The following is a 25009-nucleotide window of genomic DNA, read 5'->3' on the forward strand; positions in this document are numbered from 1 at the left end:
GATCTTAATGGGCGCTATAGGTATCGTATGGCTAATTTATGGAATGTATGAGAGCGGCATATTTTTATACTGCTGGTACAATGAGACCGGTTTTGTGCGCAATGATATGTATTTTTTTGGACCTGCTCTTGTCTTTATTTGCCTTCTTTATTTAAGTGTAGCGGTGTTCGGGAGGAAGAATGCCATTTAACAAGCACCACCAACACGCCGCTTTGCGGCTGGACTCGCAACAAGTTGCTCGCCGTTGTGGTGAGCGTTATGCACTTGAAAAGGATTGAGCATGTCCAAGAAAATGGAAGCTAATGAACTAGAAAGCTTAGAAGTTAATGGCGTCGGTCAAGTTACTCCAGGCATGCAACTAGAACACCCTGTTTTTGGTTTGGGTCAAGTAGAAGCAATCTTTCAGTTTGTTAAGTCCGACGACATAACAATACGCATAAATTTCGAAAAGCATGGTTCAAAGGCATTGGCACCAGAGTATGCAAATCTCTCATTGCCAAAAGCTAAAACACAAGAATCCTCACTTATCTCTAAGCTATTTGGGCGGGGCAAATAAATGCATAACAAGCGCAGCCATGCTCGCCCTTCGGGCTGGACCTCCGTATATTGTCACGTTTTGCGCGGGGCGCAAAAAGCGCCAATATACTCCGGCCCATGCTGCGGGCGTTATGTTTACTTATGAACAAAGTTCTTCTCGTGATTTTAAGTTTCCTCTCGGTTAGCTGTTTTGCTGTTGAAGAGCCCAATCCATGCCCTAGCCGAGTAGAAGGCACTGAGCATGGGTATAAAATGGATGTAGACGCTTACTCAATAAAAAGTGAATTTGATGGCGAGCTTTATTATGTTTCTATTTCCTTGCCTCAAAAATACAACTCAAGAGATTTGAGTAGTATTAATCTGCATAAAAAAGAACAAGGAAAGCTTAAGCTAGCGTCAGGGCTAGCCTTAGAAAACGAAAGGGGTCTTTCCAAAGCATACTTTTACGCAGCTCCATCTGAAATTGGAACACTAAGCATTAGCGCTGTATATTTTTCTTACTATGAGTGCCAAGGAAAGTTAGTTTGGGACACAATGAGAGGGTATGACCTACCCATAAACATAACAAGGCGGTTAATGCCGCCTTCGGCTGGACAGCCTTAAGCGTGGCTTCGCCACAAGGCTGCCCATTACCTTGGTGTTATGTGTAAATAGAGATTATGAGCAAAAAAGTAAAAATCACGCTCACGGAAGATGAAGCATGGGTTCTGTTCGAGCTGACTCGTAGATTTAGTGATTCAGACAAGCTTATGATTGAGGACCAGGCAGAAGAAAGAGCGTTATGGAACTTGTGTTGCGTATTTGAGAAAACACTGCATCAAGATTCTGATCTTGAGTATCGAGACTTCATTCAACAATGCAGGAGTAAACTCAGAGATGGAACTTAAAATACACATAACAAGAGCCGGCACGATCAAAAATGCTGTGCATTTTTTGGACCTCCGGTGCTTTGCACCTCCGGCCCGTGCGGCTAGGCGTTATATTTAGGAGGATTTATGTCATATAAAATATACTCGGGAAGCTTTCTAGCTGGTCACGGCTATCCTTTAGTGATCGTTACTGACCCAACGCTTTCAGGAAATATAAAAGCTTCAGAGTGCCATTCTTTTTACTCTGGAAAACCTGAGTCATATATGATCTCGACAATAAGTTATGATTCAACTGAATCGAGTTCTATTGATGACGATGAATTGATAGCTGCGGCTAAAGGCGATGGTGAGAACCATATCTATGATTACTTGCAAGAAAACAATGAAATCCAATACCAAGCTTTAATTGCTGGAATTATTAGCAAAATTGATGAAGTAGAAGAGAATGTACTTATCCAACTACACTTACGTAACTTTCTCGCGAATGAGATTGAGGAAATGATAATTGAGAAGACACGTGATTCTGATCTGAAGAGCATTCTTCAAACGATTAAGAGACTAAATAGAATCACTTCAGCCAAAAAAATATAACAAGCGCATGAATTTCGTTTCAGCCCTGCGAGCTTCCACCGGACACAGCACGCTTCGCGAGCTGTGCCGATTATGCGGGCGTTAAGGCTCAATTATGAAAATCGTCATTTTCCTGATACTGCCGATATTAATTGCTCTTGCGTGGAAGTATATAAGTATTGCAAGTGAGACTTTGAGGCAGCTCAAGCTGGGGAAAGATCCAGAGATTGACCCAATGCAGAGTGCGATATTGCCTGAAATAATAGCCATGCTAATTTTAAGCTTTGTGTCTTACGTAATTGTAAATATATTTAGCCCTGCAAATAGCGTGAAATTTGTCGCATCTGGGCAGCTGGTATTCTTAATATTTCTTGCTCCTTTCACATTAAAACATTGGTGGGGGCTTAGGCAGGTTCAGCCTTAACAAAGCTGCGTATTCTGGCGGTCGATTTTTAGATGTTCTGTAGCTACTGCAAGCATCAATCTCTATCTGAGCACTTTTTTCTGAGAGTTTTTCTGAAATTTGGTACCGCAGTTTCGCTTCAGTGCCATCTTTTTAAGTCAGCAAGCCCTGCAAGCCAGCTACGTCATCATGGAGTGCCAATCAGATAGTTAACCGGTTGGGAAAGTATGGTATTTTTCCCTTTAAATTTATCGGGCAGTGACCAGCCAAAGTTGGCTGGTAGTTAGCAAGTAGGTAGTTCAGTGCGCGCCAGCCATAACCAGGCTAGTCAAGCTCGCCCAACCCCTCCGGGGCTGGGCTGGACAGCCTACGCTCCGCTTCGGCTGCCCTTGCTAGCAACGTTATGTACAAAATATAGCATTGCGCTGATTAAGGTGGAATAGATTTGGCTAAAACATATTCATGCTCTTTCCCTTCCGTGAGATATTCCATAGATGCATGTAATGCCTTCATGCAGCACCAAAGTTATATCCATGAGATGGAGGAAAAATTCGGGTCGCTGCATGGGTCAGTAGTGGCATCCGCAACTGAATCCGTATCTATTTATTCGAGCTTGAAATATTCAGCTATCTTCCCAAAAATTCACAGAGATTCTATGTTCATCTCTACCGTTGGATACCTTGAATATCTACTAGTGGGCTTTTGTCGAGTTTGTGAGATAGATTTTTCAGTAAGTAAATCAATTAAAAAAAGGCCGAACCTTCGTGATACGTTTTCGTATTTAGAAGACTATGTGGAATTAGACCTCAGCTCAATTTCTGAAGAGATTTCATACTTCAGTGATTGCTCGTTCGTAAGAAATGCTATCGCACATAGGGCGGGCATCATAAACGAATATCTAGATAAAGAAGCATTTAGTAGATTGCAAAAGAATCACGAGATGTCGCTGGATAGAAATTCCGGGGTAGTTATTTCACGCAATTTTATGCTTGAATTTGTAGCAAACTGCCGTGGTATCTTTATCCAGCTTGGAGACTCTGTAGACAGGAAAATTATAGAGCGCTTTGGACCCTATAATCACTTGGCTCCAGAAGAGCAATTGGCACTTCTAAATAATGCCTAAGCCCCATGGCAGCGTACATAACAAGCCGCAGCAATCGCTCCCGTTGGTCGCTGGGACAGCCAAAACGCTGCGCTTATTTGTCTGCCCCTATGCGGGGCGTTATTGTGGCGGTCAATATTTAGATGTTTTGTAGCTGCTGCAAGCATCAATCTCTATCTGAGCACACTTTTCCTGAGAGTTTTCCTGCAAGTTGGTACCGCAGCTCCATTCCAGTGCCTTCGCTTTCAGTCAGTAAGCCCTACAAGCCTGCTAGGCCATCGTTGAGTGCCAATCGGATAGTTATCCGGAGGGGAAAGTATGGTATTTTCTCCTGTAAATTTATCGGGCAGTGGCCAGCCAAAGTTGGCTGGCAGAGAGCAAGTAGGTCGTTCAGTGCGCGCCAGCTATAACTAGGCCAGGCAAGATCGCCCAGCCGGAGGCTGGGCTGGACAGCCTACGCTCCGCTTCGGCTGCCCTTGCTGGCAACGTTAAATTATGAAGCCAAAATTCGCATTTATCGCTGGCATTTTTATGCTTTCTGGCTGTGTGACCACAGTAACCTGGGATGGATTTACTCCCTCAAAGAGCTACCAAATTACTTTTAAAGATCAAGATGCAAATCCTGTTCCCGGAGTAAGTGCTAGTTGCAACGGAAATGGAGTATGGCCAAGTGAGAAAATTGCCCGGGAAATAAATGAAGCCTACGAAAAATCCGACCCAACTGGATTGCTAAAGTTATCGCATAGTGGGTACGAGATGGGTGGGACCTATAAAGAATTCGGGCCACTCACCTGGGGTGGCAATGAGCACTGGAAGGTATATTGCAAATTCATACATCGCGGTTCAATTATCGAGTCCGGAGAGTTGGCCAAGTTCAATCAGCCAGTAGAGGTCAAGGTGCCAAAACTAATTTAACAAAGCTATGCAGCCGACGTCTTACTTTGTGTGCTTTTTGCACGGTCGCTGCGCTCCCATTTTCGTGCAAAAAGTACACAAAGTAAGCCGCATTTGATTGCGGCGTTAGGCAGCAAGATTGAGAAGCTCTAGGAATCAGGAATATATGACGGATCTAAAAATAGGAGATTGGGTTAGAACCATTAAGGCTGGATTATGGCAGATCTATCGTATTGATGAATTCAACTGCATCAACCCAATGACCGAGAAAGTTGAAGACAAGACGCTAGTCTTTATTAAGAGATTTATTAACGACTCAGGTAAGAGATCATTCACTCAAGATGTATACTCACCAGAAGTAATATTCCAGCTGAGCTCTGAAGAACTGAATGAACTCGAAGAGTTTATATCTGAACACCAAGATATATGACAAGTTCACTTCATTTCAACCAAAGCCCATAAATAGTGTTTATTCAAGAGGTATCAAGATTCCAGAGGATAGAACCTCAGATGAAATCGCCAACTTGATTCCTAAAGACGAATATTTCACGCAAACTGAAATTGTGGATATCGTAGATAATTTAGGTTACGACACCAAATCCTATCCACAATGGACAATTCAGTTTCTATCTGAGGGCACCCAGCTGGTAGATGGATACGTTAGATATAGATTCAACAAGGTATTCGAGTTCTAATGCCTAACAAGTTGCAGCACAACCGCACGCAAGCGTGCTCGGACTGCCAAAACGCTGCGCGTTTCGTCAGCCCGTGTGCAAGGCGTTATAGGGCTTCGGACGTTCCGATTTAACTCTGTAATTGATTTTTCATGATTCTTCAAAGAGATCATAGGTATGAAGGTATATTTGATAGCTTTAATCGCGCTTTTATCCGCGCCATTTACTTTTGCTAGCTCCACGCGCATCACTCTACATGAATCTGCGGACTTGGTATTTGAGAAGCCTTTTGTCGTGACAGTCGAGACTGATGTGCCGCTACATATTGGTTTTACGTCCAAAGAGCTTGACTGTGATGATGCTTGTATTGAGATGGGGCAAGTCGTCGAAGGGGGAATGGATTCACGTGTCGGAACCCAACACGGCATGAATGCACGCTTCGAACCGATTAACGGAAAGATCGTTGTCGCTTTTCATTACTTGAAACCAGGTAAAAAAGCTGTGTCAATATACCGAGAAGAACAAGTTTGTGATTCTCAAGCTTGTTCGCTGTTAAAGCGGCATAACATTGCTTACCCATACGAATTCGATAAAGTGGACCTTAAATGGAAGCAGGTAACTATCAAAACAATATCAAGTATAGAGCCATCCACTGATGGATCTTATACCCGCGTGATAGGGGAGACTGTGTTTGGTGGAAAATTTGATATTAACTTGATCGCTTGGCTGATAGATCACAATAGATTCAGTGGGTCATGTGCTCGTTACATTGAAAAAAGGAAAAACGCCTTTACTGAAACTGGTAAAGGGTATTCTTTTAGTGGTTCGTTTTTATCCCATTCGGCTACTGGTGAAACAACACCAATAATGGTCGATGTTGGGTGTGGTAATTGGGATTACGACGAGAAGAAAGAAAATTTCCTGTAGGAGCTGGGTTTTCGGTGCAATGGTTAACCTTGTATAAAGATCAGTTGCCCTATAACAAGGTTGGGCATGCTCGCCTTCGGCTGGACCTCCAAACCGCTACGCGGTTTTCCGGCCCATGCCAATGGCGTTAAGGGGCAAGAATGCTGCATCCAGACTTCCCAATAGTTGAAGGTCATTATCAAATGACTAGAGAGTGGTCATTGATGCTGCCTGATCAATTTAATCGCAGGGTAGAGGATGACGACCTTATCATTTGGAGGCCGGGTTTTACGATATATGTGGCAGTTTGGGGCAATGATCACAACGTGTCAGCCCAAGATTTATTCGAAGAGCTAAAGGCGGATATCTCTCCGTCGTCATATGACCTTACATCAGAATCAAATAACGATGTATTGTATTTCTCATATCGGCTGGCAGAAGAATCTAATGACGAAAGAGTGGCAGCTTTCTATTGTTACGCGGTGAATGATAATGGTTATGTTCAGATGGCTGTCTATTTTGATACAGAGAAGGACGCTGAAAGTGCCAAGGAAATTTGGAGATCATTGCGTGCTAAAGCCCCTTAACCAGTGCCAGCACGGGACAAAGTTTCCGCTGTCGCTCCAACTTCGCCCATGCGGCAGGAGTTAAGTGTCTAAGGAAGGAAAGTGCAATTCTTCAAGAATTTATTTAAGAAGAAAGAGCCAGCAGAAGCCTTGATTCATATACAAGGGCTGGGGACGCTTGAATGGGACAAGGAGTCAGAATATTGGCTGGGTAAGCAAAGTGGGTACAAATTTAGCGTCTCGTATGATGGTCTCTCTAAGCCTACCGATGAACTTGTCAAATCAGTAATGAGCGCCTTTGCAGAACCAAGCTATATTGATGACACAGTTGTCAAAATTAAGAATTTGGCTAAAGAGAAGTATCCTATAGATAGGCACAAAGAAATTGACTCTTTAGTAGCCAAAGATATCGTATTTCAAAACCAAAACTTCATCCTCATTCAATTCTTTGAGTCCGACGATGAACCTTTTTGGTTTGCCGAAGTGCATGGGGCTGAAATATATGTTGGCTGTGACACATAAAACACTTAACAAACGGCTCAATCCGACCTCCACGGCGTTGCTCGTTTTGTGCTTTAACGCTACGCTAGCACAAAACAATCAACTCCGTTCCGGCGGCTTAGCCGGGCGTTATGCCCCTTTCAAATATCGGAGAAAAAATGGCAAGCGGTGACTACAACACGATCATAAAAAACAAAATCTACATTGAATCAGAAAAAGAGTGGAATATTGAACTCCAGCAATCTGATATGGTTTGGTATGACCTAGTTGTTAATTCTCATGAAATTTTCCCTCTCAAAGAGCTATTCATAGAAAGGTTTAAAAAGCTAAACAAACAGGTAAAAGACAATTTAGAAAAGAGATTTGTCTATTTTATATGCAGCCGAAAGAAAGTTAGGTTCAGCCCTTCAAAAAAACCTAGATACTCGATTACAGGTAAAAAACTCTACTTATACTTAGAGGTTGGAAGAGATAAAAAGCCAGTTAAAATCACCTTGCCAGCCCCAAAGAAAAAATCTGACAAACCTAAAGTTGAAGTAACTGATAAATTTATCACCTTTACAGACAATATTGGTGAAAAATACACCACACCCCTACATGATTTTTTACTTAACAACCAAATAGACATAGGTATAGAGACCATTGTTCATTATGTAGGAAAAACAAAATTGCCTGAGAAAAGATCTCTAAATGGCTCTCATACTGGCCTCAACAACATTCTTCACAATATCTCGAATGAAGAAAATGATATTTTTATTTTCTACAATCTGTTCAAGATCATGGTTTCTGCGAATAACAATGAATTCAAAGCAAACTTCATTGTTCCTAACTCAATGACAGATGAAATAAACGTAGAAAAAGAAGGTGACATATTAGAGAAGTCTTTAATTCTTCACTTTGCATCAGAAAACCAACTCAATAACCTAAATAAAGAGCTAGGTGAGCTAAGAAACAATCTTTCTCAAATAGCAAAAGAAAACAACATCAACAAAATAACAATGCGGTATGAAGTAGATGACACCAGTGAATATTATAAATTTGGCTCATCTGCAATAACACCTAAGCACAATCATACGTTCTCCTTCTCCACCATCAACGGAGTCTTGAAAAAGGAAAATCATGACAGTTCATACTAAAGACATAACAAATCAATCAACTACGCACCTTCGGTGCCGGACGCAGCAAAGCTGCGCCGGTTATTGAGGCGTGTGTGCCAGGCATGGCATTTAACTAGAGAGGTGAAAGCCCTCTTACCAGGTATTCGTGGAGCCGAAGGTTAGCGAAAGGGCAAGGTTAATATCGCGAGGTATTGGCTGGAGGAAGCCCAACGCAAATTCACGGGGTGATGAACAAGAACTGGATATGAGGTGTGACGCAGGTGGAGCCAGTGGGCACGTGACCATAAAGCTCTCCATCCACAATTGGCCTACGTTTTTATAAATCCAGCATCTACGTGAAGAAAGTTAAATGTCTTACCCTGGGAGGTCTATGGGTTGTTAATGGAGTAACTGAAAACTGAGAGATTGGTTTTGACCGATCCATAGAAGTCAGCAGAGGGCATAGTAGGTAGATTTCGTGCTACTGAAGGCCTGAACAATTCTGGACAGTATTATTAACGCAGAGCTTGATGACTGCATCTGACAAGTAACTTAGTTACCAGAGAAAAAAAATTTTTTTTCTGGGTGAACATCAAACTGGAAACTTAATCATACATTGTCCAATTTCCCATCTCTTTTAATGCAGCGAATTCTAGATAGGAATAATCTGTTTCGAGCATTACAACAAGTTTCTCGTAACCAGGGTGCGCCAGGTCTCGATGGTATGACGGTAAAACAACTGCCGGAACATCTTAAGCAGACTTGGATTGCTACCCGACAAAAGGTGCTTAGTAGTAGTTATCGTCCTCAACCGGTGAAACGCGTCTTTATACCAAAAGGCAATGGAGGCCTGCGTCCATTGGGTATACCAACGGTGCAAGATAGATTGATCCAGCAAGCTATCGCACAGATACTCAGTGAGCAATGGGAGCTGAAGTTTCATGCTCTTAGTTTTGGTTTTAGACCAAATCGATCGGCACACCAGGCGATTAGACAGGTCCAAAACTTTGTTCGGCAAGGAAAGCGCTGGACGATCGATATGGACTTGAAATCCTTCTTTGATGAAGTGAATCATGACAAGCTCATGCTAACACTGAAGCAAAGCGGAATACCGGCTGATGTGCTGGGGTTGATAAACCGATACCTAAAAGCGCCAACGGTAGTCGATGGCAAGGTAATAGCTACAACAAAAGGCGTCCCGCAAGGTGGGCCGTTATCTCCGCTTCTAGCGAACATTGTGCTTAATGAACTGGACTGGGAGCTGCACAAGCGGCAACTCAGTTTTGTACGATATGCCGATGATTTTCAAATTCTGGTGGGAAGTCGTCGGTCTGCAGAGCGGATAAAAGTAAGCCTTACGCACTTCATCAAATGTAAGCTGAAGCTCACAGTAAATACTGAGAAGAGTGCAGAGGATCACTTCTGGAAGCGGAGCTTTCTAGGATTTAGATTGCTGAAGAAGGATGCCCGGATAAAGGTATCAGAATCATCGATTAATAAATTGAAGGCAAAGATCAGAATGGTCACCCGCCGAACACGAGGCCGCAAGTTTACTCAGATCATAGAAGAGTTAAAGAAGTCCCTGCTTGGTTGGAAAGCGTACTTTGACATCAGTGAAGTACTGAGCCCTCTGAAAGATCTGGACAAGTGGATAAGGCGGAAGTTGCGATGTTATTTATGGAAGCAATGGGGACGTAGTGGTTACCGCAGATTAAGAAGGCTGGGTGTTGATCGCTTTTTAGCGTGGAACACGGCCAAATCAGCGCATGGACCATGGAGGCTAAGCAAAAGTCCTGCCCTTTACAGAGCATTGCCAAATAGATACTTTAGGAACTTGGGGCTGCCGGAATTGGCAGATAGGAAGGGGAATAGAATTGAACCGCCATGGTACGTGATCCGTATGCCTGGTGGTGTGGGAGGAGAGCCATCGTGAGGTGCCTCCCTATCCCGATTATGCATCATGATGAGTGAATCCGAAAAAGAAGCCCTAGATCTCCTGCTCACGAAGCTACCTGAATTTAGAGATTTTTGGTGTAAATATGCTGATGAACAAGCAGAGCTCGATAAAGAGATCAATGAAGAGTTCGATCCCAGCTTGTATGAAGTGGCATCTGAATTTTCTCGCTGCATAATAGAACAGTTTGGATGCGGCAATCAAGAATTTCTTAAAGATGCCTTTTATTTAATCGAAAAGTTAGGGAATCATCCCGACGAGGGGATTTCTGAGTGTGCAATGGTTGGTTTCGTTGAGGGTGTATTAATGCTAAGAAGCCATGAAGGCATTGAGTTAAATGCCTTCGATTCATACTTAGGAAAGAATAGTAAAGAGTTTTGGTATGGTATGCATGATTTTTTTACTGGCAATGCATAACAAAGCCATCAAAATCGGCCACTTCGTGGCCTGGACTCGCAACAAGTTGCTCGCCTTTTATGGCGGCGTTAAATGTAATACTTAAATCATGATACTAAACAACATTTTTAAATTAATTATTATTTCTTTCTGTATCTTATTTTTTCGTGGTTGCGAAAACGATAGCACTTCAAAAAGTATAGACATGTCTGAAGTTGAAGCTCTTAACAAGGGATATCCTAAATTATTTGATCTGGGCGATACCGAAGTATTTGTACATCGTCTGAAGGATGATGATTCAGAGGTTTTTGGGGGAACTATTGTAGTTTTAAACGCTATCGCTGAATTCAGCGATCCCAAAGCGGAGGAATGCAATACCATCGCCCAGCCAGGGAGCGTAAAAGAGGAGTTTTTTTATTTTTGGAACAAATGTAATGCAATCCTGTATGGCTACGCTGGCCAAATAGTCCACAATGATGGCTACAAGGGTGCCCAGCCGCTTATAGTGCTCCCACATAAAATCCAGGGCGGAAAGTTAATAATTGAAAACATTTAACAAACAAAGCCACCCGAAACTGCGGGCAATGGCCTAGAAAAACAGGCCATTAAAGCGCCCGGAATTCGGGTGCTTTGGGCGTTAGATTTTCTTATCGGAGAACATAATGAACCAGTCCGCGCTTGAGTGCCTGCATTGTAGCGGCGAAATGCCACCTTTTGTAAAGCCACGGCTGTACTGCTCGCTTGCCTGTGAGCAAGAAGCAGAGCTGATTCGCTATGTTAGAAGATGCACTTTGGATGGACGTATCGAGCAGCCTGATGTCCAGGAAGCAGTTAAAATTAGATTGGCTCACATTATGTCCGGGGGATATGACAAGAAATCTCGCGAAATTTCGCGTGAAGTCAGGGTTAAAGTGCTTCAAAGATCAAAAGGTAAATGTGAGCAGTGTGGCAAAGACGGCCGCGATATCGATCACATTGAGGGCTCCATCGGCGACCTCTCAAACCTTCAGCTCCTATGCAAAGATTGCCATAATCAGAAAACCCAGTTGAGTATCACCCCAGTCGAACCTGGAACAGAACAGTTCGAATACGTTAAAGCTCGTACAGAGAGTTTTTGGCGTTTCGTTCAATCTGAAAAACCTGTGCGAGTTTGTCACGATCACGAAAATTGGAAATCCTGTTGGCGCCAGTATCAGAAAGAGCGTAAAGCATTCACGTTGGCTCTTTCATAAAATCTAACAAACAGCGGCAGAGGGACAGCCAACGCTACGCACCTTTTGTGTTACTCGCTGGCGCTCAAACATTAACACAAAATGTGCTCCGCGCTGGCTGCGCCTGCGCTGGGCGCTAAGTTTTATACACAAGTTTTTCCGGTTTTATTATGTAAATCAATAAGTTACAGTTTGACCTGGCATGAATTACAGATTTGATTGGATTATTATGCAGGACTGGGTCATGGACGAAGTAAAAAATCAGGTTATGGGTGATACACGCTTGAATAAGCGCTTGTCCAATATTCTTAGTAGTTTAAGTTCAGATCCAAAGAATAGCATTCCCTGTGCAAACAAAACTTGGGCAGAAACGTTTGCAGCTTATCGCTTTATCGAAAATGATAAAGTCAATTTTGACTCTATTATGAGCGGCCATAAATCGGCAACTCTTGAGAGAATCAAGGCGCAGCCCGTTGTTCTTATCCCTCAAGATACCACCTTTCTAAATTTTGCCACTGACTTAGAAAGTAAAGAGATGGGAACACTTAGGCGGAAAGAGACCAATCAGCAACTCTTGCACACCTCCATCGCTATAACGCCATCAAGAATTAACTTGGGTGTTGTTGAGGGTAGTATGTGGCAGAGAGACAAGGAATCAAGCTCTAATTCCCGTTATACCAAGTCGATAAAGGATAAGGAGAGTCGACGCTGGCTAGACCATTACGAAACGGCTTGTCAGATACAGGAGCGCTGCCCTGAAAGTACAATTGTGAGTATTGCTGATAGAGAGGGTGATATTCATGAGTGGTTTCAACTGGCTGAAGATCAAAGTGAACAGCGGCGGGCGAGCTATATCGTTCGAGCTAAGGCCAATCGCACTTTAGAGCTCGATGGAGAAGAAACGGTTTTGCTTTGGGATCATATGAATGAGCAGAAATCTGTCGGTCTATACACGGTAGATATTCCCAAACGGAATGGAGAGCCTGGAAGAAAAGCCAAGGTCAACGTATCCACTACTGAGATACGGCTACTTGGGAAAGGAAAATCTAAACGACCACTTTCTCTCTATGCTGTATTGGCTAAAGAATTAAACCCACCAGAGAGTGAAAAAGGCATTGAGTGGATGCTGTTAACTGATCTTCCAGTTGAAGACTTTAAGCAGGCAAGGGTCATCATTGAGTGGTATCGAAGCCGGTGGGAAATTGAAACCTATTTTCGGGTGGTGAAAGGCGGATGCCAGATAGAAAGTAACCGTTTTAGAACAGAGCAGCGCATGTTGAACTGCATTGCGATCTATATGATTATTGGATGGCGGCTACATTCGATAACTACGCATGCACGAAGAGTTCCTGACGCACCGTGTACAAGTGCCTACTCTGAAAAAGAATGGCGTATGATATGGATGATTCGAGATAAAACTACTCCACCAAATGAACCCCCAAGCATGAGGGAGATAACCCGTATGTTGGCAGGTTTAGGAGGTTTTTTGGGGCGTAAAGGGGATGGCGAGCCAGGGGTTAAAACCGTTTGGCAGGGATACACCAAGCTACTTCATTATATAGAGGCAGCAGAAGCTCTAAATGGACTTAAATAATGTGTATAAAACACAGTCAAGGCGTTATGGGTGCACGATGCTTAGAGTAACTTTATTAGTACTAGCCTTAGCTTTCTCTACGGTAGGGCGGGCTGAGCTAAATGCGAGCTGTGTGAAAGAAATAGGTAGTTTGTATAAAAACTATCTAATGGACGCAAGAATGGAAGTAGACACAGCTAGATACTGGGATATAAAGGGCCATGCATACCTAATGGAAAGCAATGGTGTCCCTAGGTCAGAAGTTCCAGATAGATTGAGAGCATATATTTATTCGGTAGCGCAGCTACATAAAGAAGTAAAGGTTAAGCAAATTCTATTTTCAAAGTGCAGTCAGCAAGGTATGCATGCATACTTTGAAATTGAGCCTGTGAGTCGTGGTCCATATGTATCGGTTCGCCTTAATAATCGAAAAAGAATTATGAACTTGAGCTTTGAAGAGAGTGTACCGAGTGGAAACTGAAGTCCATAACAAGTTGCTCAAGTACACTCCGGGCCTTCGGCCCTCCGTGGGGCAGCCTGCACTGCGTTTCGGCTGCCCCTTAGTAAAGCGCTAAGTTTTATACACAAGTTTTTTCAGTTTTATTATAAAAATCAATGAGTTACAGTTTGTGCGTTATAGGGGCTACAAATTTGGCTGGATAATTATGCAGGACTGGGTCAGGGACGAAGTGAAAAATCAGGTTATGGGTGATACACGATTGAATAAGCGCTTGTCCAATATTCTCAGTAATTTAAGTTCCGACCCAAAGGGTAGCATTCCCTGTGCAAATAAGTCTTGGGCAGAAACCTTTGCTGCCTATCGATTTATCGAAAATGATAAAGTCAGCTTTGACTCCATTATGAGTGGCCATAAATCGGCCACTCTTGAAAGAATCAAGGTTCAGCCAGTTGTTCTTATCCCTCAGGATACCACTTTCCTAAATTTTGCTACCGATTTAGAAAGCAAAGAAATGGGAACACTCCGACGCAAAGAGACTAATCAGCAGCTCCTACATACGTCTATCGCTATAACACCATCCAGAGATAATCTGGGCATTATTGAGGGTAGCATGTGGCAGCGAGATAAAGGATCTAGTGCTAATTCTCGCTATACCAAGTCGATACAAGATAAAGAGAGTCGACGCTGGTTAGACCATTATGAATCAGCTTGTGAGATACAAGAGCGCTGCCCTGAAACCACGATTGTGAGCATCGCGGATAGAGAGGGGGATATTCATGAGTGGTTTCAATTAGCTGAAGATCAAAATGAACAGCGGCGTGCAAGCTATATTGTTCGAGCCAAAGCTAATCGTAGTTTAGAGATCGAAGGAGAAGATACGACTTTACTTTGGGACTATATGACCAAGCAGAAGTCCATCGGGAAATACTCAGTAGGTATCCCCAGACAGCCAGAAAGGGAAGCTAAGGTCAGTGTATCCATTGCAGAAGTAAGATTGCAGGGAAAAGGAAAATCAAAGCGACCTCTTTCTCTCTACGCAGTCTTTGCTAAGGAATTAAGCCCACCAGAAGGGGAAAAAGGTATTGAATGGATGCTGCTGACCGATCTTGCAGTTGAGGACTTTAAGCAAGCGAGGATCATTATTGAGTGGTATCGAAATCGATGGGAAATTGAAACCTATTTCCGAGTGATGAAAGGCGGATGCCAGATAGAAAGTAATCGCTTTAGAACCGAGCAGCGAATGTTGAACTGTATTGCAATCTATATGATTATTGGGTGGCGTCTACACTCCATGACAACACGAGCACGAACGCTTCCTGATACGTCGTGTACGAAATTCTACTCTGAAAAAGAGTGGCGTATGATATGGATAATGCAAGCTAAAACCTCCCCACCAAATGAAGCTCCAAGTATGAGAGATATAACTCGTATGTTGGCAGGACTTGGAGGCTTTCTGGGACGGAATGGCGATGGTGAGCCCGGAGTTAAAACTGTTTGGCAGGGGTACACTAAACTGCTCCATTATATGGAGGCAGCGGAGGCTTTAAATGGACTTAAATGATGTGTATAAAACACAGGCGCGGCGTTAAGCGCAAAGAATCTGATATATGAGCGAGAAAGATCTAATTGCAAACCTTCCAGTTCCTGATGAGTATTTAATTGAACTTGGGAAAATAACAGTCATGTATGGTGCTCTAGAATTCTCGATTGATAGAGCTATTAGTAAATTGGCAGGCTATGAGTCTATGTTAGATTGGCGCGTCTCTGTAATGACGGCTCATTTGACCTTTCAGCAACGTGTAAATGCTCTAGGTACGCTTTTTGAGCAAGTGTCGGAATCTTATCCAAACCTAAGTGGATACGCGAAAGTAATAGAAAGAATAAAGGGCGTTCAAAAGCAAAGAAACAAATTCGTTCACTCCATGTACACGAATGGGGATAAGAGTGAAGTAGGCATATGGTCATTATCAGCAAGGGGCTCTCTAACCATCAAGTCTCAAGATGTCTACATTCAAGAGGTTCGTAACGTTTCAGTAGAAATCGACAAGGTCCGTGTGCAATTAGAAAAACTAATAACAGCATCCGAGTCCTATGAAAAAAGCGCTTAACAAGGCAATCCAGTGCATTCCTGCCGCTGCAAATCGCGGCCCCCATGGGACGGCTACGCTAACGCTTCGGCCGCCCCTGCTGTGGGCGTTATTGTGGCGGTTGGTTTTATTGGTTTTCGTGGCAACTGAAGGTTTAGTGTCACTAAATAGCACCCAGTATTGAGTAATTTTTACTGGTTCATATTCGAGCAGTTTCGTTCCAAGAGTATCCGCTCAGGTACTGCGGAGTTAGGTAGTCCGCTGCAATTTTGCGGAGTGCCATTAAGATAGGAGTGGCGAGGAAGTGTGCAGTTTTATTGATTTGATTATTAAACAATCATTTGGCGGTTTCAATATAGTGTGATACAAAATTTAACTAGTCAAAACATTTGAACTTGGTAAAACTGTTCCCTTTTTTGCTTCAAAAAGGCCGCCAACTTTACCAAGGCGGTTAATTTTTAGGTGGTTTGTAGTTGCTGCAAGTTCCTTTCTTTTCCTGATCACAATTCTCCTTTAAACCTGCATCACGGCTTCGTTCAAGTGTTTTCGTTTTAAGTCAGTAAGCTAGCAGCTACATTACGGAGTGCCAATCAAATAGTTAATTCGTGGGGGAAGTATGGTATTTTTCTCTGTGAATTTATTGGACTGTGGCCATTCAGAGTTGGCTGGCAAATTGCAAGTAGATCGTTCGGTGTGCGCCAGCTATTGCAGGCCAGGCAAGATCGCCTAGTCGGGATCTGGGTTGGACAGCCTACGCTCCGCTTGCTGGTAACATATGTACATATACAGGGTTTTACGGATATGCTTAAAGGATTGAAGAAAAAGAATAGTCAATATTCACAGAAGGAGAGAGTTTGCTACGCACTATTGTCCACTGTTTTGATTTTTATATTTTCATATCTAGTAGCGGGTAGTTTAACGGAGTCAGTTATTCTTCAATACATTGCAGCCTTTCTTGTTGGTATTTTCGGGGGGCTGCTGGGCTTTAGGTGTCCAAAGGCTGTTTATATTTTTGTTCTTGCGTTGCCTCTTTCTTTAGTTGGTAATTAAAACTTAATTTAAACCAGATATATATACGCAAAATTGTATAACAAGCGAAATCACAAAATTAGCACGTCCGTCCCGGTTCTGAGGGTATCCACTAGACAGCCTACGCTTCGCTCGACCTGCCAAAGATCAATACGTTATGGATGTTGAGTATCACGAAGGAAGCTGTATGAATGTTGAAAAATGGGAGGCTACAAGAGAAAAAGGTAAGGCTCGCTTTATTTGGGGAATTGGTTTTTGCTTTTGGGGGCTGCTGACTGCTCTCATGTGGTCCATCACCATGGAAATTGCTGACCCATCAGCCCCAATATGGCTGCGACCTTTGATTGCCTTTATTGGCTTTCCGCTTGGCGGGTTAGGAGTTGCTTATTTTATGTGGGAAACATGCGAGGCAAAGTAGAAGAAAATTAAAAGTTTATCAGATTCATAACATGTGCCTGCAAGACGACCATCAATATACTTGCTTGAAAAACAGTAAACACATTGATGACGCCTGAGGCGGTCGTTATCGCCGACTCTTCCAGAGCTGATAGTCGCTCTCAATTACCCGGTGAATATGCTTGCGAAAACTCTCCGGTAGATGCGAATAAAGTCGAGCAGTAAAAGGGGGAAATGGAATCTGTGCAAAGTGGTGCAGGTTCTCTACCCCGTACACCTCCGCCAAAGTAATCCCAATCGCCTCACACGATACCGGCAGCAGGTCCGCCGGAATTCTTTGTATGCCCGTTTCCATTTTCAAAATTTGAGATGACACAAGCCCCTGCTGCCTTGCCAGCTGTGCAATCGTCATCCTCTCCTGTTTCCGTGCGTTGCGCAGGTGATCGGCTAGTGATCCGGCCTCAAATATCGAGGTGCGTTTGGCGACTTGTCGTCATAAGGCAATAAAGATAACCGGTGTTAGGTGACACAAGGTTGAGATAGGGCTAATAGTTACAAGGAGTTGAGCATGCCTATAAAAGCGCAAATGGGACAATTGCAGCGAGTCACAAATCTGTGTGTGGCCCTGGAGTGGGTAACAGGCTGCCCCGATTTGGCGGGAATGGATGCCGTATTAAAGCTGATAGGTGAGGAAGTGAGCACCATTATCCAAGGTGTTATCTATTCGGTTGAGTCAAAAGGAGGTGGCGGCGCCGAGATGGCTTGAGTACAAAAGTACCTGTGAGGCCCTGGAGTCACACTGGCTACTTGTCTTTAGTGGGTGCTCGCTAATACACTGTATAAAGATACAGTATATTACTAGAGCACATGAAACTTTCCCCTCTATACGGCAGTGGCGTTAGCTGCGGCTTTCCTTCGCCAGCGGATGACCACAAAGAAGCGGCGCTGAGCCTGGATCAACACCTGATAACCAGCCCGGCGGCGACATTCCTCGCCCGCGCCAACGGCGACTCTATGCAGAACCTCGGCATCTTTGACCGGGACCTGCTGGTAGTCGACCGATCATTAACACCAATCCACGGAGATGTGGTGGTGGTTGCCCTGGATGGGCAGTTAACGTGCAAGGTGCTCGACCGCCAACAGGGCCGCCTGCTATCAGCCAATGACAAATACGCACCGATTCCCATTTGGGAGGGGCAGGAATTGATTGTTGAGGGTGTGGTCAAGGCTTCCGTGCGGTACCACCGGTCCTGCTGATGTTGGCACTGGTTGATTGCAACAGCTGCTATGCCAGCTGCGAACAGATATTCCGCCCCGACCTGCGCGGGCTCCCGGTGGTAGTCCTTTCCAATAATGATGGTTGCGTGGTGGCTCGCTCGAAAGAAGCCAAAGTGTTAGGTATTCCCGACTTGCAGCCGTTCTTCAAGATTGAGCATCTATTGCGAAAGCACGGGGTAAAGATCTTCTCGAGTAACTACGCCCTGTACGGCGATATTTCCCACCGGGTAATGATAACGCTGAAGCAGTACAGTCCAGAGGTTGAAGTCTATAGCATCGATGAGATGTTTCTGGATCTGCATGGGTTGCAAGAGTGTCTACTGGATTACGGCCAGCAAATAAGGCAAACCCTCTGGCGGGATGTTCGCATGCCGGTGGGCGTTGGCATTGCTCCCAGTAAAACCCTGGCCAAGCTGGCAAATAGAGTTGCCAAGAAGATCCCCAAATGTCAGGGCGTCTGCGTCTTGGACTCCCCCGCAAAGTGGCAATGGCTGCAGCGACGCACTGAAGTGGGTGATGTGTGGGGTGTAGGCAGGCGCCTTTCAAGGCGACTTGGGCACCTGGGTATCAAGACAGCCTATGACTTGGCACAAGCCAACCCGAAAATTCTACGCAGCCATACGAATGTAAATATTGAGCGCACGATAGAAGAGCTAAATGGCATTAGTTGCCTAAGTCTGGAAGAGCAGCCACCAGCCAAGAAGCAGATCTATTGCACACGCTCATTCGGTGAAAAGCTCACCGATCTGCAGCCGATACTGCAGGCCGTTACCTTGTACGCGAGCAGGGCGGCGGAGAAGCTGCGGGCCCAGGACTCCCTGGTAAAGTCTATCCATGTCTTCCTGCATACCTCACCCCATGAGCCGCTCTACTACAGCCGCAGCACCGTGGTACAAAGCCCATACCCCACGGATGACACACGGCTGATAGTGCAGCTGGTAAAGCGCGCCATTACAGAGCTGTTCCTGCAGGGACATAGATTCCTGAAAGCGGGGGTAGGGCTGGTAGAGCTTATCCCCCGCTCACTGGGCCAGGGCGACATGTTCACCACGGGCCAGCCAATACGATCAGATGAGACCATGCAGGCCATGGACCAGATCAATCAACGGTTTGGCCGGGGCACCTTGTTTCTGGGGGCTGAAGGTATCGACAAGAAGTGGAAGATGAGGCAGGAGCATCGATCGCCAGCCTATACGACTCAGTGGGACCAGCTACCGGAGATTACGATCTAGCTGCTGCGTAAGCGTATGAGGTCTTTGTAAGGTTAATGGGCGGGCTCTCGTGGAGCCTGCAAAAGAGCTAAATCGACCTAATGTTCACGGAAAGGGGTAGATGATAAAGACGTTGGTGCGCTGCCGCAGTTGGCGCGTATCGTATAGAGTTTGCGTCATCTGAAACGTTGCGGACTAGCAAAAGCTAAGTGGGGGAACAAGTGGGGGGATAAAAATAGCAGAAACAAAAAAGCCCTGAAAAATCAGGGCTTTCTGTATGAATAATGGCGGTGGGGCAGGGATTCGAACCCTGGGACCTGTTACAGTCAACGGTTTTCAAGACCGCCGCTTTCGACCACTCAGCCACCCCACCAAATTGTGCTGCGCATTATACATAGCTTCTCGGGATGTACAAGCGCCATTTTGATTTTTTTTATATAGTTCAATAAGTTAGGTGATTTATTGACCAGCTCAAGGCTTACTGTCAGGTTGATAAGGCCGCCCCGGCCATTGGCTGGGGCGGCTTGGCAGCTATCGCTTAGCTCGCTTCTGCAGAGTCGCGATCGATATCTGCGTTGGCATCAACTTCCACGGCCTTGCGGCTGATACGCGGGTCGTTGGCCGGGCGGGCTAGGGCGCGTGGATTGTGCTCAATCGCTGCCGGCTGTGCGGTATCCAGCGGCTGCTGGGAGCCCACTTCACGGCGCTCAGTAACAATTGAGAATTCACCCAGTGGTTTGGGGTTGATGCGCGGATCATTTACTGCGCGTCCCTGGCTAGGTGCGGTCGGTTCCTCTTCGGAAGCTGCCTGCTCGGCGGCAACAATTTCTTCCTGAACTTCCGGCTCGCTGGTGCCTGCCTGTTCCTGTAAAGCTTCAGCTGCAGCTTGTGCTTCTTCAAGCACGATTTCCTCTGCTGCTTCTACTTCTGGCTTGGCAGGAGTGGTTTCAGCTTTGGGGGCAGCCGGAACTTCTGCCGTGGTGGCTTTTTGTTCTGGCGCTTGCTCTACAGGCTTGGCCGGCTCGGCAGCTGGCGCAGCTGCTTTTTCTACCGGGGTAGCTTTGGGCTTGGGCTGAGTAGGCTGCTGTTGCTGCTCGGAGGCGGCTGCTTTGGCTGCCTGCGGGGCGCTTTGCGGTTGAGCTGCAGGCTTCTGGGTCTCTCGTGCTTCAGACTTTTCCTCGTGAGCAGTGCGCACCGGCATTGTGATGGCGGGCTGAGCTGCTTGCTTGGGAGCTCTCTGAGGCTTCTGAGAGTCTTTCGCTTTGGGCTTGGGCGCCTCGGTACGAGTCTCTTTTGTGACTTCCTTGGTCTTGCGGGCTTCGCTTTCAGCTTCGTCGATGGCTTCGTGAACTTCGCGATTCAGCTCTTCCTGACTGTGAGCTACCGCGGTTGCTGCGGTGTTCTCACTGCGGCGTCCGCCGCGACGGCGCGCTTGAGGGCGGCCGCGCACATTGCTCGGGCGACGTGCTGGGCGTTGCTGATCGGAAGTGTCTCCAGCCTGTTCGTTGGTATCAACGGTATTTTGGACTTCAGCAGTTTGAGTGCGGTTGTCGCTGCGGCGGTTGTCGTTGCGGCGACGGCGACGTCTGCGCTGACCTTCACCTTGGCGATCGGAGGCGCTGTCATGCTCGTCCAGCTTGGCGCTGCGCTTATCTTCGCGTTGGTCGTCGCGCTTATTGTCTTCGCGGCGATCATCCTTGCGGCGCGCGGGGCGGCCGCTGCGGTTGTTGCGATTTCCGCGCTGGTTGCGATTGCGGTTGCGCTGCTGGTAGTCCTTGCCGCGGCCTTTGGACTTTTGATGCTTCTTCGGCTCTTCCTCTTCTGCGGTGAAGAAGGAGGCGATAGCGCTAATCAATCGGCTGAAGAGACCAGGCTCTTCCTTTTTCTCCGGAGTGGGTGCTGGAGCGGTGTGGGCAATTTGCTGCACGGCCGCTTGCACTGGAGCTGGACGCTGTGGCTTTTCCTCTTTCTTGGTCACTGTCTCTTCGGCAGTGCCAGAAATCTTGTAGGAAGTTTCCAGGGTTGCAGTGTCATCGTCACGTAGGCGCTGAACTTCAAAGTGCGGCGTTTCCATTTCTGCGCTGGGCACAACTACTACGCGAGTGGAATTGCGGGATTCGATCTGGGAGATCGTTTTACGCTTTTCGTTCAGCAGGTAGGTTGCGACATTCACCGGGGTAATTGCACGGATCTCGGCGCTGCGCTCTTTCTTCGCTTCCTCTTCTACCAGGCGGAGAATGGAGAGGGCCAGAGACTTGGTGCCGCGAATAGTGCCTTGACCGCTACAGCGGGGGCAAACGCGGAAGGTGGTTTCACCCAGGGATGGGCGCAGGCGCTGGCGGGACATTTCCAATAGTCCGAAGCGGGAGATGCGGCCAACCTGAACGCGGGCGCGGTCCATGCTGAGGGCCTTTTCCATGCGCTTTTCAACTTCGCGTTGGTTGGACTTGCTCTGCATGTCGATAAAGTCGATTACAACCAGTCCACCCATATCGCGCAGGCGCAGCTGGCGAGCGATTTCGTCGGCGGCTTCCAGGTTGATATTGCGCGCGGTCTCTTCGATATCGCCGCCCTTGGTTGCGCGGGAGGAGTTGATATCGATAGATACCAGAGCCTCTGTCACATCGATAACAATGGAGCCACCGGAGGGGAGCTTCACTTCGCGCTCGAACGCTGTCTCAATCTGGCTTTCAATTTGATAGCGATTGAACAGCGGGATGGCGTCTTCGTAGTACTTCACCTTATTGGCGTAGTGGGGCATTACCTGGCGGGCAAACTCTGCGGCCAGCTCAAAGGCGCCTTTGTCGTCGACAATAACTTCACCGATATCATCGCGCATGTAGTCGCGGATGGCGCGGATAATGACGTTGCTTTCCTGGAACAGGAAGTGTGGCGCTTTGGAGGTATCAGCTTCTTCTTTGATGGCGTTCCAAAGTTGCAGCAGGTAGTTGAGGTCCCATTGCAGCTCGTCACCGCTGCGGCCAACGCCGGCGGTGCGCACGATGATGCCCATGCCTGAGGGGACGTCTACACTGGCCAGTGCGTCGCGGAGCTCGGAGCGCTCATCACCTTCAATGCGGCGGGAAATGCCACCGGCACGAGGGTTGTTGGGCATTAACACCAAGTAGCGGCCGGCGAGGCTGACAAAGGTGGTGAGGGCGGCGCCTTTGTTGCCGCGCTCTTCTTTGTCCACCTGGACAATAACTTCCATGCCTTCTTTGACAACATCTTTGATTTTGATGCGGCCTTCGATGTCTTTGGGCTGCTTGAGGAAGTACTCGCGAGAGATTTCTTTCAGGGGGAGGAACCCGTGGCGCTCTTCGCCGTAGTCGACGAATGCAGCTTCGAGGGAGGGTTCTACACGGGTAATCTTACCTTTGTAGATGTTCGCTTTTTTCTGCTGGCGGGTTCGGTTCTCAATATCTAAATCATAGAGCCACTGGCCGTCGACCAGGGCAACACGCAACTCTTCAGGTTGGGTTGCGTTGATTAGCATTCTTTTCATGCGTGTCGTTTTCCTTGCGTTGCGCAAAGGTGTGACACCGCTACTCACAGGCTTGCTTGTTGGCTGTCCGGTGGAGAGGACCACCAGGCAGGGCAGGGAAAATAAGGTATGCCAGCTCTACCGCGCCATGGATCTATGCGGCTTGTTGAGACTGATATTTGCCTATTATTCGCTCTGCAAAAACTCCGGATACGCGCTGTTATTGTGCTATCCGTTGGTACCTTTAATACCTTTTGTTAGTACTGCCCTGTACCTGTGCTGCAGGCTTCTGCAGCAGGGTTGGGCGCCGCCCCTTGGTTTGTTTCATGCTGGGCGGCAAGGTTTGCGTCAATCATCAGAGGTTCTGCAGTTCAGCTTTTGGCTGATACCCATTCTTCTTAATTTTTTTACCAGGCTTGCGGAAGCTGTGCTGCCCTGGTTGCCAGTTCGGTTGCTGGCTCGTCGTATTCTGCAAAACCGGACGCAAGTTTGAGTCGTCCTTTCAAGCGCTGCGGGTCACGGCCCGTCTTACCTTCGCGATAATTACCCGCATAACCGCGGGCTGTTGTTGCCGGTGAGCTCCCCTCTGGTTCTGGTAATTGGGGGACATCTCAACGGCTAAGTTTTATCAATGACGCGGCATCCCCGCGCACCGACCGAATGGGGTATTTTCGTTGGGGTCACGGCTATCTCTTCATGTGGGAAGTCGCCTTTGACCGAAAATACGCCGAATTCAGGCCGGCCGAATATAGCATGGGCAGGGAGGTGCTTCAATTGTATCCCTGGCAACGCTATGATGCGCGTCATGCGAAGTATACCCCACCCTAAGAAGGCTCCGGCCGAGACCCCATCAAAGACCTCGAATCCATCTGGCGGCGTGCAGCTTTTAACTGTACCTGAAGAGCTGGCGGGACAGAGGATCGACAATTTCCTCCAGGCGCGCCTCAAGGGTGTGCCGCGTTCACGTATATACCGAATCCTGCGTAAGGGTGAGGTAAGAGTAAATAAAGGACGAATAAAGGCTGAATACAAGTTAAAGGCGGGCGATGTGGTGCGAGTGCCGCCAATTCGTGTTGCCGAGCAGGCTGAGGCCCCTCTCGCTGGTGAATCTCTGCGCCAGCTGATCCAAGAGTCCATACTTTACGACAAGCACGGGCTTATGGTGATCAATAAACCGTCGGGCCTTGCGGTCCATGGCGGCAGCGGTGTCAGATTGGGCCTGATTGAAGTTTTGCGCCAGATGTTTCCGCAAAGCCCGTTTATTGAGTTGGTGCACCGCCTGGACCGGGATACCAGCGGCGCCATCATGGTGGCCCGCAAGCGCGCGGTATTGCAGCATGTTCAGTCGGAGTTGCGGGCGGGAAAGATCGGTAAATCGTATCAGGCATTGGCGGTGGGCAAGTGGCCCCGAGGTCGCCGCGTTGTTGAGGCGCCTTTGCGCAAGAACACTTTGAAAAGCGGCGAGAGAATGGTGTCGGTGCACCCTGAGGGCAAGCCTTCAGAGACTCGCTTTAAGTTGATTGAGAGATTTAAGGCGGCGACTCTGCTTTCCGCAGAGCCAGTCACCGGGCGAACACACCAAATTCGAGTTCATGCACAGTTTGTTGGTTGTCCTCTGGCGGGCGACAACAAGTACACCTCGGACGAAGTTAATCGTGAATTTCGCGGTCGCGGTCTGAAGCGTCTCTTTTTGCACTCAGCTTCAGTGCGCTGCTCTTTGCCAGATGGCTCCAAGGTTGAGGTGGAGGCTCCACTCCCTGCGGAGCTGAGTGCAGTGCTGAATAGATTAAGGGAAGAGTAGGGCGTTCTTT

Annotated in this window: 28 protein-coding genes and 1 tRNA gene; 26 read left to right on the forward strand and 3 right to left on the reverse strand. The window is 46.7% G+C overall.

Annotated elements, in window-relative coordinates:
* Positions 1 to 280 precede the first annotated feature (280 nt).
* From ACJJI5_RS10465 to ACJJI5_RS10570, 22 genes are all read left to right on the forward strand, one after another.
* Positions 281 to 556, forward strand: coding sequence for a hypothetical protein (locus ACJJI5_RS10465; RefSeq protein ID WP_444896937.1), 276 nt, complete (start codon positions 281 to 283; stop codon positions 554 to 556).
* A gap of 122 nt (positions 557 to 678) precedes the next feature.
* Positions 679 to 1140, forward strand: a complete 462-nt coding sequence (locus ACJJI5_RS10470; protein WP_444896938.1) for a hypothetical protein — start codon at positions 679 to 681, stop codon at positions 1138 to 1140.
* A gap of 56 nt (positions 1141 to 1196) precedes the next feature.
* Positions 1197 to 1424 carry a hypothetical protein gene (locus ACJJI5_RS10475; RefSeq protein ID WP_413662923.1) on the forward strand — a complete coding sequence of 76 codons (228 nt, stop codon included), beginning with the start codon at positions 1197 to 1199 and terminating at the stop codon, positions 1422 to 1424.
* 108 nt (positions 1425 to 1532) lie between these two features.
* A complete protein-coding gene (locus ACJJI5_RS10480) occupies positions 1533 to 1997 on the forward strand; it encodes a hypothetical protein (protein WP_444896939.1) in 465 nt (154 codons plus the stop codon).
* A gap of 94 nt (positions 1998 to 2091) precedes the next feature.
* Positions 2092 to 2400 carry a hypothetical protein gene (locus tag ACJJI5_RS10485; protein WP_444896940.1) on the forward strand — a complete coding sequence of 103 codons (309 nt, stop codon included), beginning with the start codon at positions 2092 to 2094 and terminating at the stop codon, positions 2398 to 2400.
* A gap of 424 nt (positions 2401 to 2824) precedes the next feature.
* A complete protein-coding gene (locus ACJJI5_RS10490; protein ID WP_444896941.1) occupies positions 2825 to 3502 on the forward strand; it encodes a hypothetical protein in 678 nt (225 codons plus the stop codon).
* 474 nt (positions 3503 to 3976) lie between these two features.
* On the forward strand, positions 3977 to 4396 hold the full coding sequence (locus ACJJI5_RS10495) for a hypothetical protein (protein WP_444896942.1): 420 nt from the start codon (positions 3977 to 3979) through the stop codon (positions 4394 to 4396).
* 145 nt (positions 4397 to 4541) lie between these two features.
* Positions 4542 to 4805 carry a hypothetical protein gene (locus ACJJI5_RS10500; protein WP_445356226.1) on the forward strand — a complete coding sequence of 88 codons (264 nt, stop codon included), beginning with the start codon at positions 4542 to 4544 and terminating at the stop codon, positions 4803 to 4805.
* Positions 4765 to 5070, forward strand: coding sequence for a hypothetical protein (locus tag ACJJI5_RS10505; RefSeq protein ID WP_445356227.1), 306 nt, complete (start codon positions 4765 to 4767; stop codon positions 5068 to 5070). The genes ACJJI5_RS10500 and ACJJI5_RS10505 overlap by 41 nt, the downstream gene beginning before the upstream one ends.
* Positions 5071 to 5226: 156 nt before the next feature.
* Positions 5227 to 5976 (forward strand): hypothetical protein, encoded by a 750-nt coding sequence (locus ACJJI5_RS10510; protein WP_445356228.1) that lies wholly within the window; start codon positions 5227 to 5229, stop codon positions 5974 to 5976.
* A gap of 140 nt (positions 5977 to 6116) precedes the next feature.
* Positions 6117 to 6542, forward strand: a complete 426-nt coding sequence (locus ACJJI5_RS10515) for a hypothetical protein (protein WP_444896945.1) — start codon at positions 6117 to 6119, stop codon at positions 6540 to 6542.
* An 81-nt stretch (positions 6543 to 6623) separates the two neighbouring features.
* Complete coding sequence (locus ACJJI5_RS10520) at positions 6624 to 7043, forward strand: hypothetical protein (protein WP_444896946.1); 420 nt, start codon at positions 6624 to 6626, stop codon at positions 7041 to 7043.
* 110 nt (positions 7044 to 7153) lie between these two features.
* Positions 7154 to 8158 carry a hypothetical protein gene (locus tag ACJJI5_RS10525; protein WP_445356229.1) on the forward strand — a complete coding sequence of 335 codons (1005 nt, stop codon included), beginning with the start codon at positions 7154 to 7156 and terminating at the stop codon, positions 8156 to 8158.
* A gap of 601 nt (positions 8159 to 8759) precedes the next feature.
* Positions 8760 to 10052, forward strand: coding sequence for a group II intron reverse transcriptase/maturase (gene ltrA, locus ACJJI5_RS10530; RefSeq protein WP_445356309.1), 1293 nt, complete (start codon positions 8760 to 8762; stop codon positions 10050 to 10052).
* A 30-nt stretch (positions 10053 to 10082) separates the two neighbouring features.
* Positions 10083 to 10490 carry a DUF7674 family protein gene (locus tag ACJJI5_RS10535; protein WP_445356230.1) on the forward strand — a complete coding sequence of 136 codons (408 nt, stop codon included), beginning with the start codon at positions 10083 to 10085 and terminating at the stop codon, positions 10488 to 10490.
* Between the two features lie 184 nt (positions 10491 to 10674).
* The gene (locus tag ACJJI5_RS10540; protein WP_444896948.1) at positions 10675 to 11025 is read left to right on the forward strand and encodes a hypothetical protein; all 351 of its coding nucleotides are present in this window, start codon (positions 10675 to 10677) and stop codon (positions 11023 to 11025) included.
* 106 nt (positions 11026 to 11131) lie between these two features.
* Positions 11132 to 11701, forward strand: coding sequence for an HNH endonuclease (locus ACJJI5_RS10545; protein WP_444896949.1), 570 nt, complete (start codon positions 11132 to 11134; stop codon positions 11699 to 11701).
* Between the two features lie 208 nt (positions 11702 to 11909).
* Positions 11910 to 13274: an IS4 family transposase gene (locus ACJJI5_RS10550; RefSeq protein WP_507018116.1), complete on the forward strand. Its 1365-nt coding sequence runs from the start codon at positions 11910 to 11912 to the stop codon at positions 13272 to 13274.
* A gap of 112 nt (positions 13275 to 13386) precedes the next feature.
* Complete coding sequence (locus ACJJI5_RS10555; RefSeq protein WP_444896950.1) at positions 13387 to 13734, forward strand: hypothetical protein; 348 nt, start codon at positions 13387 to 13389, stop codon at positions 13732 to 13734.
* A 184-nt stretch (positions 13735 to 13918) separates the two neighbouring features.
* The gene (locus ACJJI5_RS10560) at positions 13919 to 15274 is read left to right on the forward strand and encodes an IS4 family transposase (protein ID WP_445356231.1); all 1356 of its coding nucleotides are present in this window, start codon (positions 13919 to 13921) and stop codon (positions 15272 to 15274) included.
* Between the two features lie 46 nt (positions 15275 to 15320).
* Positions 15321 to 15821 carry a hypothetical protein gene (locus tag ACJJI5_RS10565; protein ID WP_445356232.1) on the forward strand — a complete coding sequence of 167 codons (501 nt, stop codon included), beginning with the start codon at positions 15321 to 15323 and terminating at the stop codon, positions 15819 to 15821.
* A 1195-nt stretch (positions 15822 to 17016) separates the two neighbouring features.
* A complete protein-coding gene (locus ACJJI5_RS10570) occupies positions 17017 to 17247 on the forward strand; it encodes a hypothetical protein (RefSeq protein WP_444896955.1) in 231 nt (76 codons plus the stop codon).
* A gap of 105 nt (positions 17248 to 17352) precedes the next feature.
* On the opposite strand, the gene ACJJI5_RS10575 is transcribed toward ACJJI5_RS10570, so the two are convergent.
* A complete protein-coding gene (locus tag ACJJI5_RS10575; protein ID WP_445356310.1) occupies positions 17353 to 17694 on the reverse strand; it encodes a helix-turn-helix domain-containing protein in 342 nt (113 codons plus the stop codon).
* Between the two features lie 99 nt (positions 17695 to 17793).
* On the opposite strand from ACJJI5_RS10575, the gene ACJJI5_RS10580 reads away from it, so the two are divergent.
* The 3 genes from ACJJI5_RS10580 to ACJJI5_RS10590 all read left to right on the forward strand — a co-directional run bounded on the left by ACJJI5_RS10580 (position 17794) and on the right by ACJJI5_RS10590 (position 19735).
* Positions 17794 to 17991, forward strand: coding sequence for a hypothetical protein (locus ACJJI5_RS10580; RefSeq protein WP_444914011.1), 198 nt, complete (start codon positions 17794 to 17796; stop codon positions 17989 to 17991).
* A gap of 101 nt (positions 17992 to 18092) precedes the next feature.
* The gene (locus ACJJI5_RS10585; RefSeq protein WP_444908054.1) at positions 18093 to 18482 is read left to right on the forward strand and encodes a LexA family protein; all 390 of its coding nucleotides are present in this window, start codon (positions 18093 to 18095) and stop codon (positions 18480 to 18482) included.
* On the forward strand, positions 18482 to 19735 hold the full coding sequence (locus ACJJI5_RS10590; protein ID WP_444914010.1) for a Y-family DNA polymerase: 1254 nt from the start codon (positions 18482 to 18484) through the stop codon (positions 19733 to 19735). The genes ACJJI5_RS10585 and ACJJI5_RS10590 overlap by 1 nt, the downstream gene beginning before the upstream one ends.
* 264 nt (positions 19736 to 19999) lie before the next feature.
* Here ACJJI5_RS10590 and ACJJI5_RS10595 read toward each other — a convergent pair.
* Both ACJJI5_RS10595 and rne read right to left on the reverse strand, forming a co-directional pair.
* Positions 20000 to 20087: transfer RNA gene (locus tag ACJJI5_RS10595), tRNA-Ser, on the reverse strand.
* Positions 20088 to 20252: 165 nt separating this feature from the next.
* The gene (gene rne / locus ACJJI5_RS10600) at positions 20253 to 23219 is read right to left on the reverse strand and encodes a ribonuclease E (RefSeq protein WP_445356233.1); all 2967 of its coding nucleotides are present in this window, start codon (positions 23217 to 23219) and stop codon (positions 20253 to 20255) included.
* Positions 23220 to 24003: 784 nt separating this feature from the next.
* On the opposite strand from rne, the gene rluC reads away from it, so the two are divergent.
* Positions 24004 to 24999, forward strand: a complete 996-nt coding sequence (gene rluC / locus ACJJI5_RS10605) for a 23S rRNA pseudouridine(955/2504/2580) synthase RluC (protein ID WP_444896969.1) — start codon at positions 24004 to 24006, stop codon at positions 24997 to 24999.
* Positions 25000 to 25009: the final 10 nt, after the last annotated feature.

The sequence above is a fragment of the Microbulbifer maximicatervae (SeqCode) genome, from assembly GCF_052467955.1.

Excerpts from the sequence above, each read along its gene's own strand:
- ACJJI5_RS10465 (WP_444896937.1), top strand. The coding sequence starts at position 281 with ATGTCCAAGAAAATGGAAGCTAATGAACTAGAAAGCTTAGAAGTTAAT.
- ACJJI5_RS10470 (WP_444896938.1), top strand. The coding sequence starts at position 679 with ATGAACAAAGTTCTTCTCGTGATTTTAAGTTTCCTCTCGGTTAGCTGT.
- ACJJI5_RS10475 (WP_413662923.1), top strand. The coding sequence starts at position 1,197 with ATGAGCAAAAAAGTAAAAATCACGCTCACGGAAGATGAAGCATGGGTT.
- ACJJI5_RS10480 (WP_444896939.1), top strand. The coding sequence starts at position 1,533 with ATGTCATATAAAATATACTCGGGAAGCTTTCTAGCTGGTCACGGCTAT.
- ACJJI5_RS10485 (WP_444896940.1), top strand. The coding sequence starts at position 2,092 with ATGAAAATCGTCATTTTCCTGATACTGCCGATATTAATTGCTCTTGCG.
- ACJJI5_RS10495 (WP_444896942.1), top strand. The coding sequence starts at position 3,977 with ATGAAGCCAAAATTCGCATTTATCGCTGGCATTTTTATGCTTTCTGGC.
- ACJJI5_RS10500 (WP_445356226.1), top strand. The coding sequence starts at position 4,542 with ATGACGGATCTAAAAATAGGAGATTGGGTTAGAACCATTAAGGCTGGA.
- ACJJI5_RS10505 (WP_445356227.1), top strand. The coding sequence starts at position 4,765 with ATGAACTCGAAGAGTTTATATCTGAACACCAAGATATATGACAAGTTC.
- ACJJI5_RS10510 (WP_445356228.1), top strand. The coding sequence starts at position 5,227 with ATGAAGGTATATTTGATAGCTTTAATCGCGCTTTTATCCGCGCCATTT.
- ACJJI5_RS10515 (WP_444896945.1), top strand. The coding sequence starts at position 6,117 with ATGCTGCATCCAGACTTCCCAATAGTTGAAGGTCATTATCAAATGACT.
- ACJJI5_RS10525 (WP_445356229.1), top strand. The coding sequence starts at position 7,154 with ATGCCCCTTTCAAATATCGGAGAAAAAATGGCAAGCGGTGACTACAAC.
- ltrA (WP_445356309.1), top strand. The coding sequence starts at position 8,760 with ATGCAGCGAATTCTAGATAGGAATAATCTGTTTCGAGCATTACAACAA.
- ACJJI5_RS10535 (WP_445356230.1), top strand. The coding sequence starts at position 10,083 with ATGAGTGAATCCGAAAAAGAAGCCCTAGATCTCCTGCTCACGAAGCTA.
- ACJJI5_RS10540 (WP_444896948.1), top strand. The coding sequence starts at position 10,675 with ATGTCTGAAGTTGAAGCTCTTAACAAGGGATATCCTAAATTATTTGAT.
- ACJJI5_RS10545 (WP_444896949.1), top strand. The coding sequence starts at position 11,132 with ATGAACCAGTCCGCGCTTGAGTGCCTGCATTGTAGCGGCGAAATGCCA.
- ACJJI5_RS10550 (WP_507018116.1), top strand. The coding sequence starts at position 11,910 with ATGCAGGACTGGGTCATGGACGAAGTAAAAAATCAGGTTATGGGTGAT.
- ACJJI5_RS10560 (WP_445356231.1), top strand. The coding sequence starts at position 13,919 with ATGCAGGACTGGGTCAGGGACGAAGTGAAAAATCAGGTTATGGGTGAT.
- ACJJI5_RS10565 (WP_445356232.1), top strand. The coding sequence starts at position 15,321 with ATGAGCGAGAAAGATCTAATTGCAAACCTTCCAGTTCCTGATGAGTAT.
- ACJJI5_RS10570 (WP_444896955.1), top strand. The coding sequence starts at position 17,017 with ATGAATGTTGAAAAATGGGAGGCTACAAGAGAAAAAGGTAAGGCTCGC.
- ACJJI5_RS10580 (WP_444914011.1), top strand. The coding sequence starts at position 17,794 with ATGCCTATAAAAGCGCAAATGGGACAATTGCAGCGAGTCACAAATCTG.
- ACJJI5_RS10585 (WP_444908054.1), top strand. The coding sequence starts at position 18,093 with ATGAAACTTTCCCCTCTATACGGCAGTGGCGTTAGCTGCGGCTTTCCT.
- ACJJI5_RS10590 (WP_444914010.1), top strand. The coding sequence starts at position 18,482 with ATGTTGGCACTGGTTGATTGCAACAGCTGCTATGCCAGCTGCGAACAG.
- rne (WP_445356233.1), bottom strand. The coding sequence starts at position 23,219 with ATGAAAAGAATGCTAATCAACGCAACCCAACCTGAAGAGTTGCGTGTT.
- rluC (WP_444896969.1), top strand. The coding sequence starts at position 24,004 with ATGCGAAGTATACCCCACCCTAAGAAGGCTCCGGCCGAGACCCCATCA.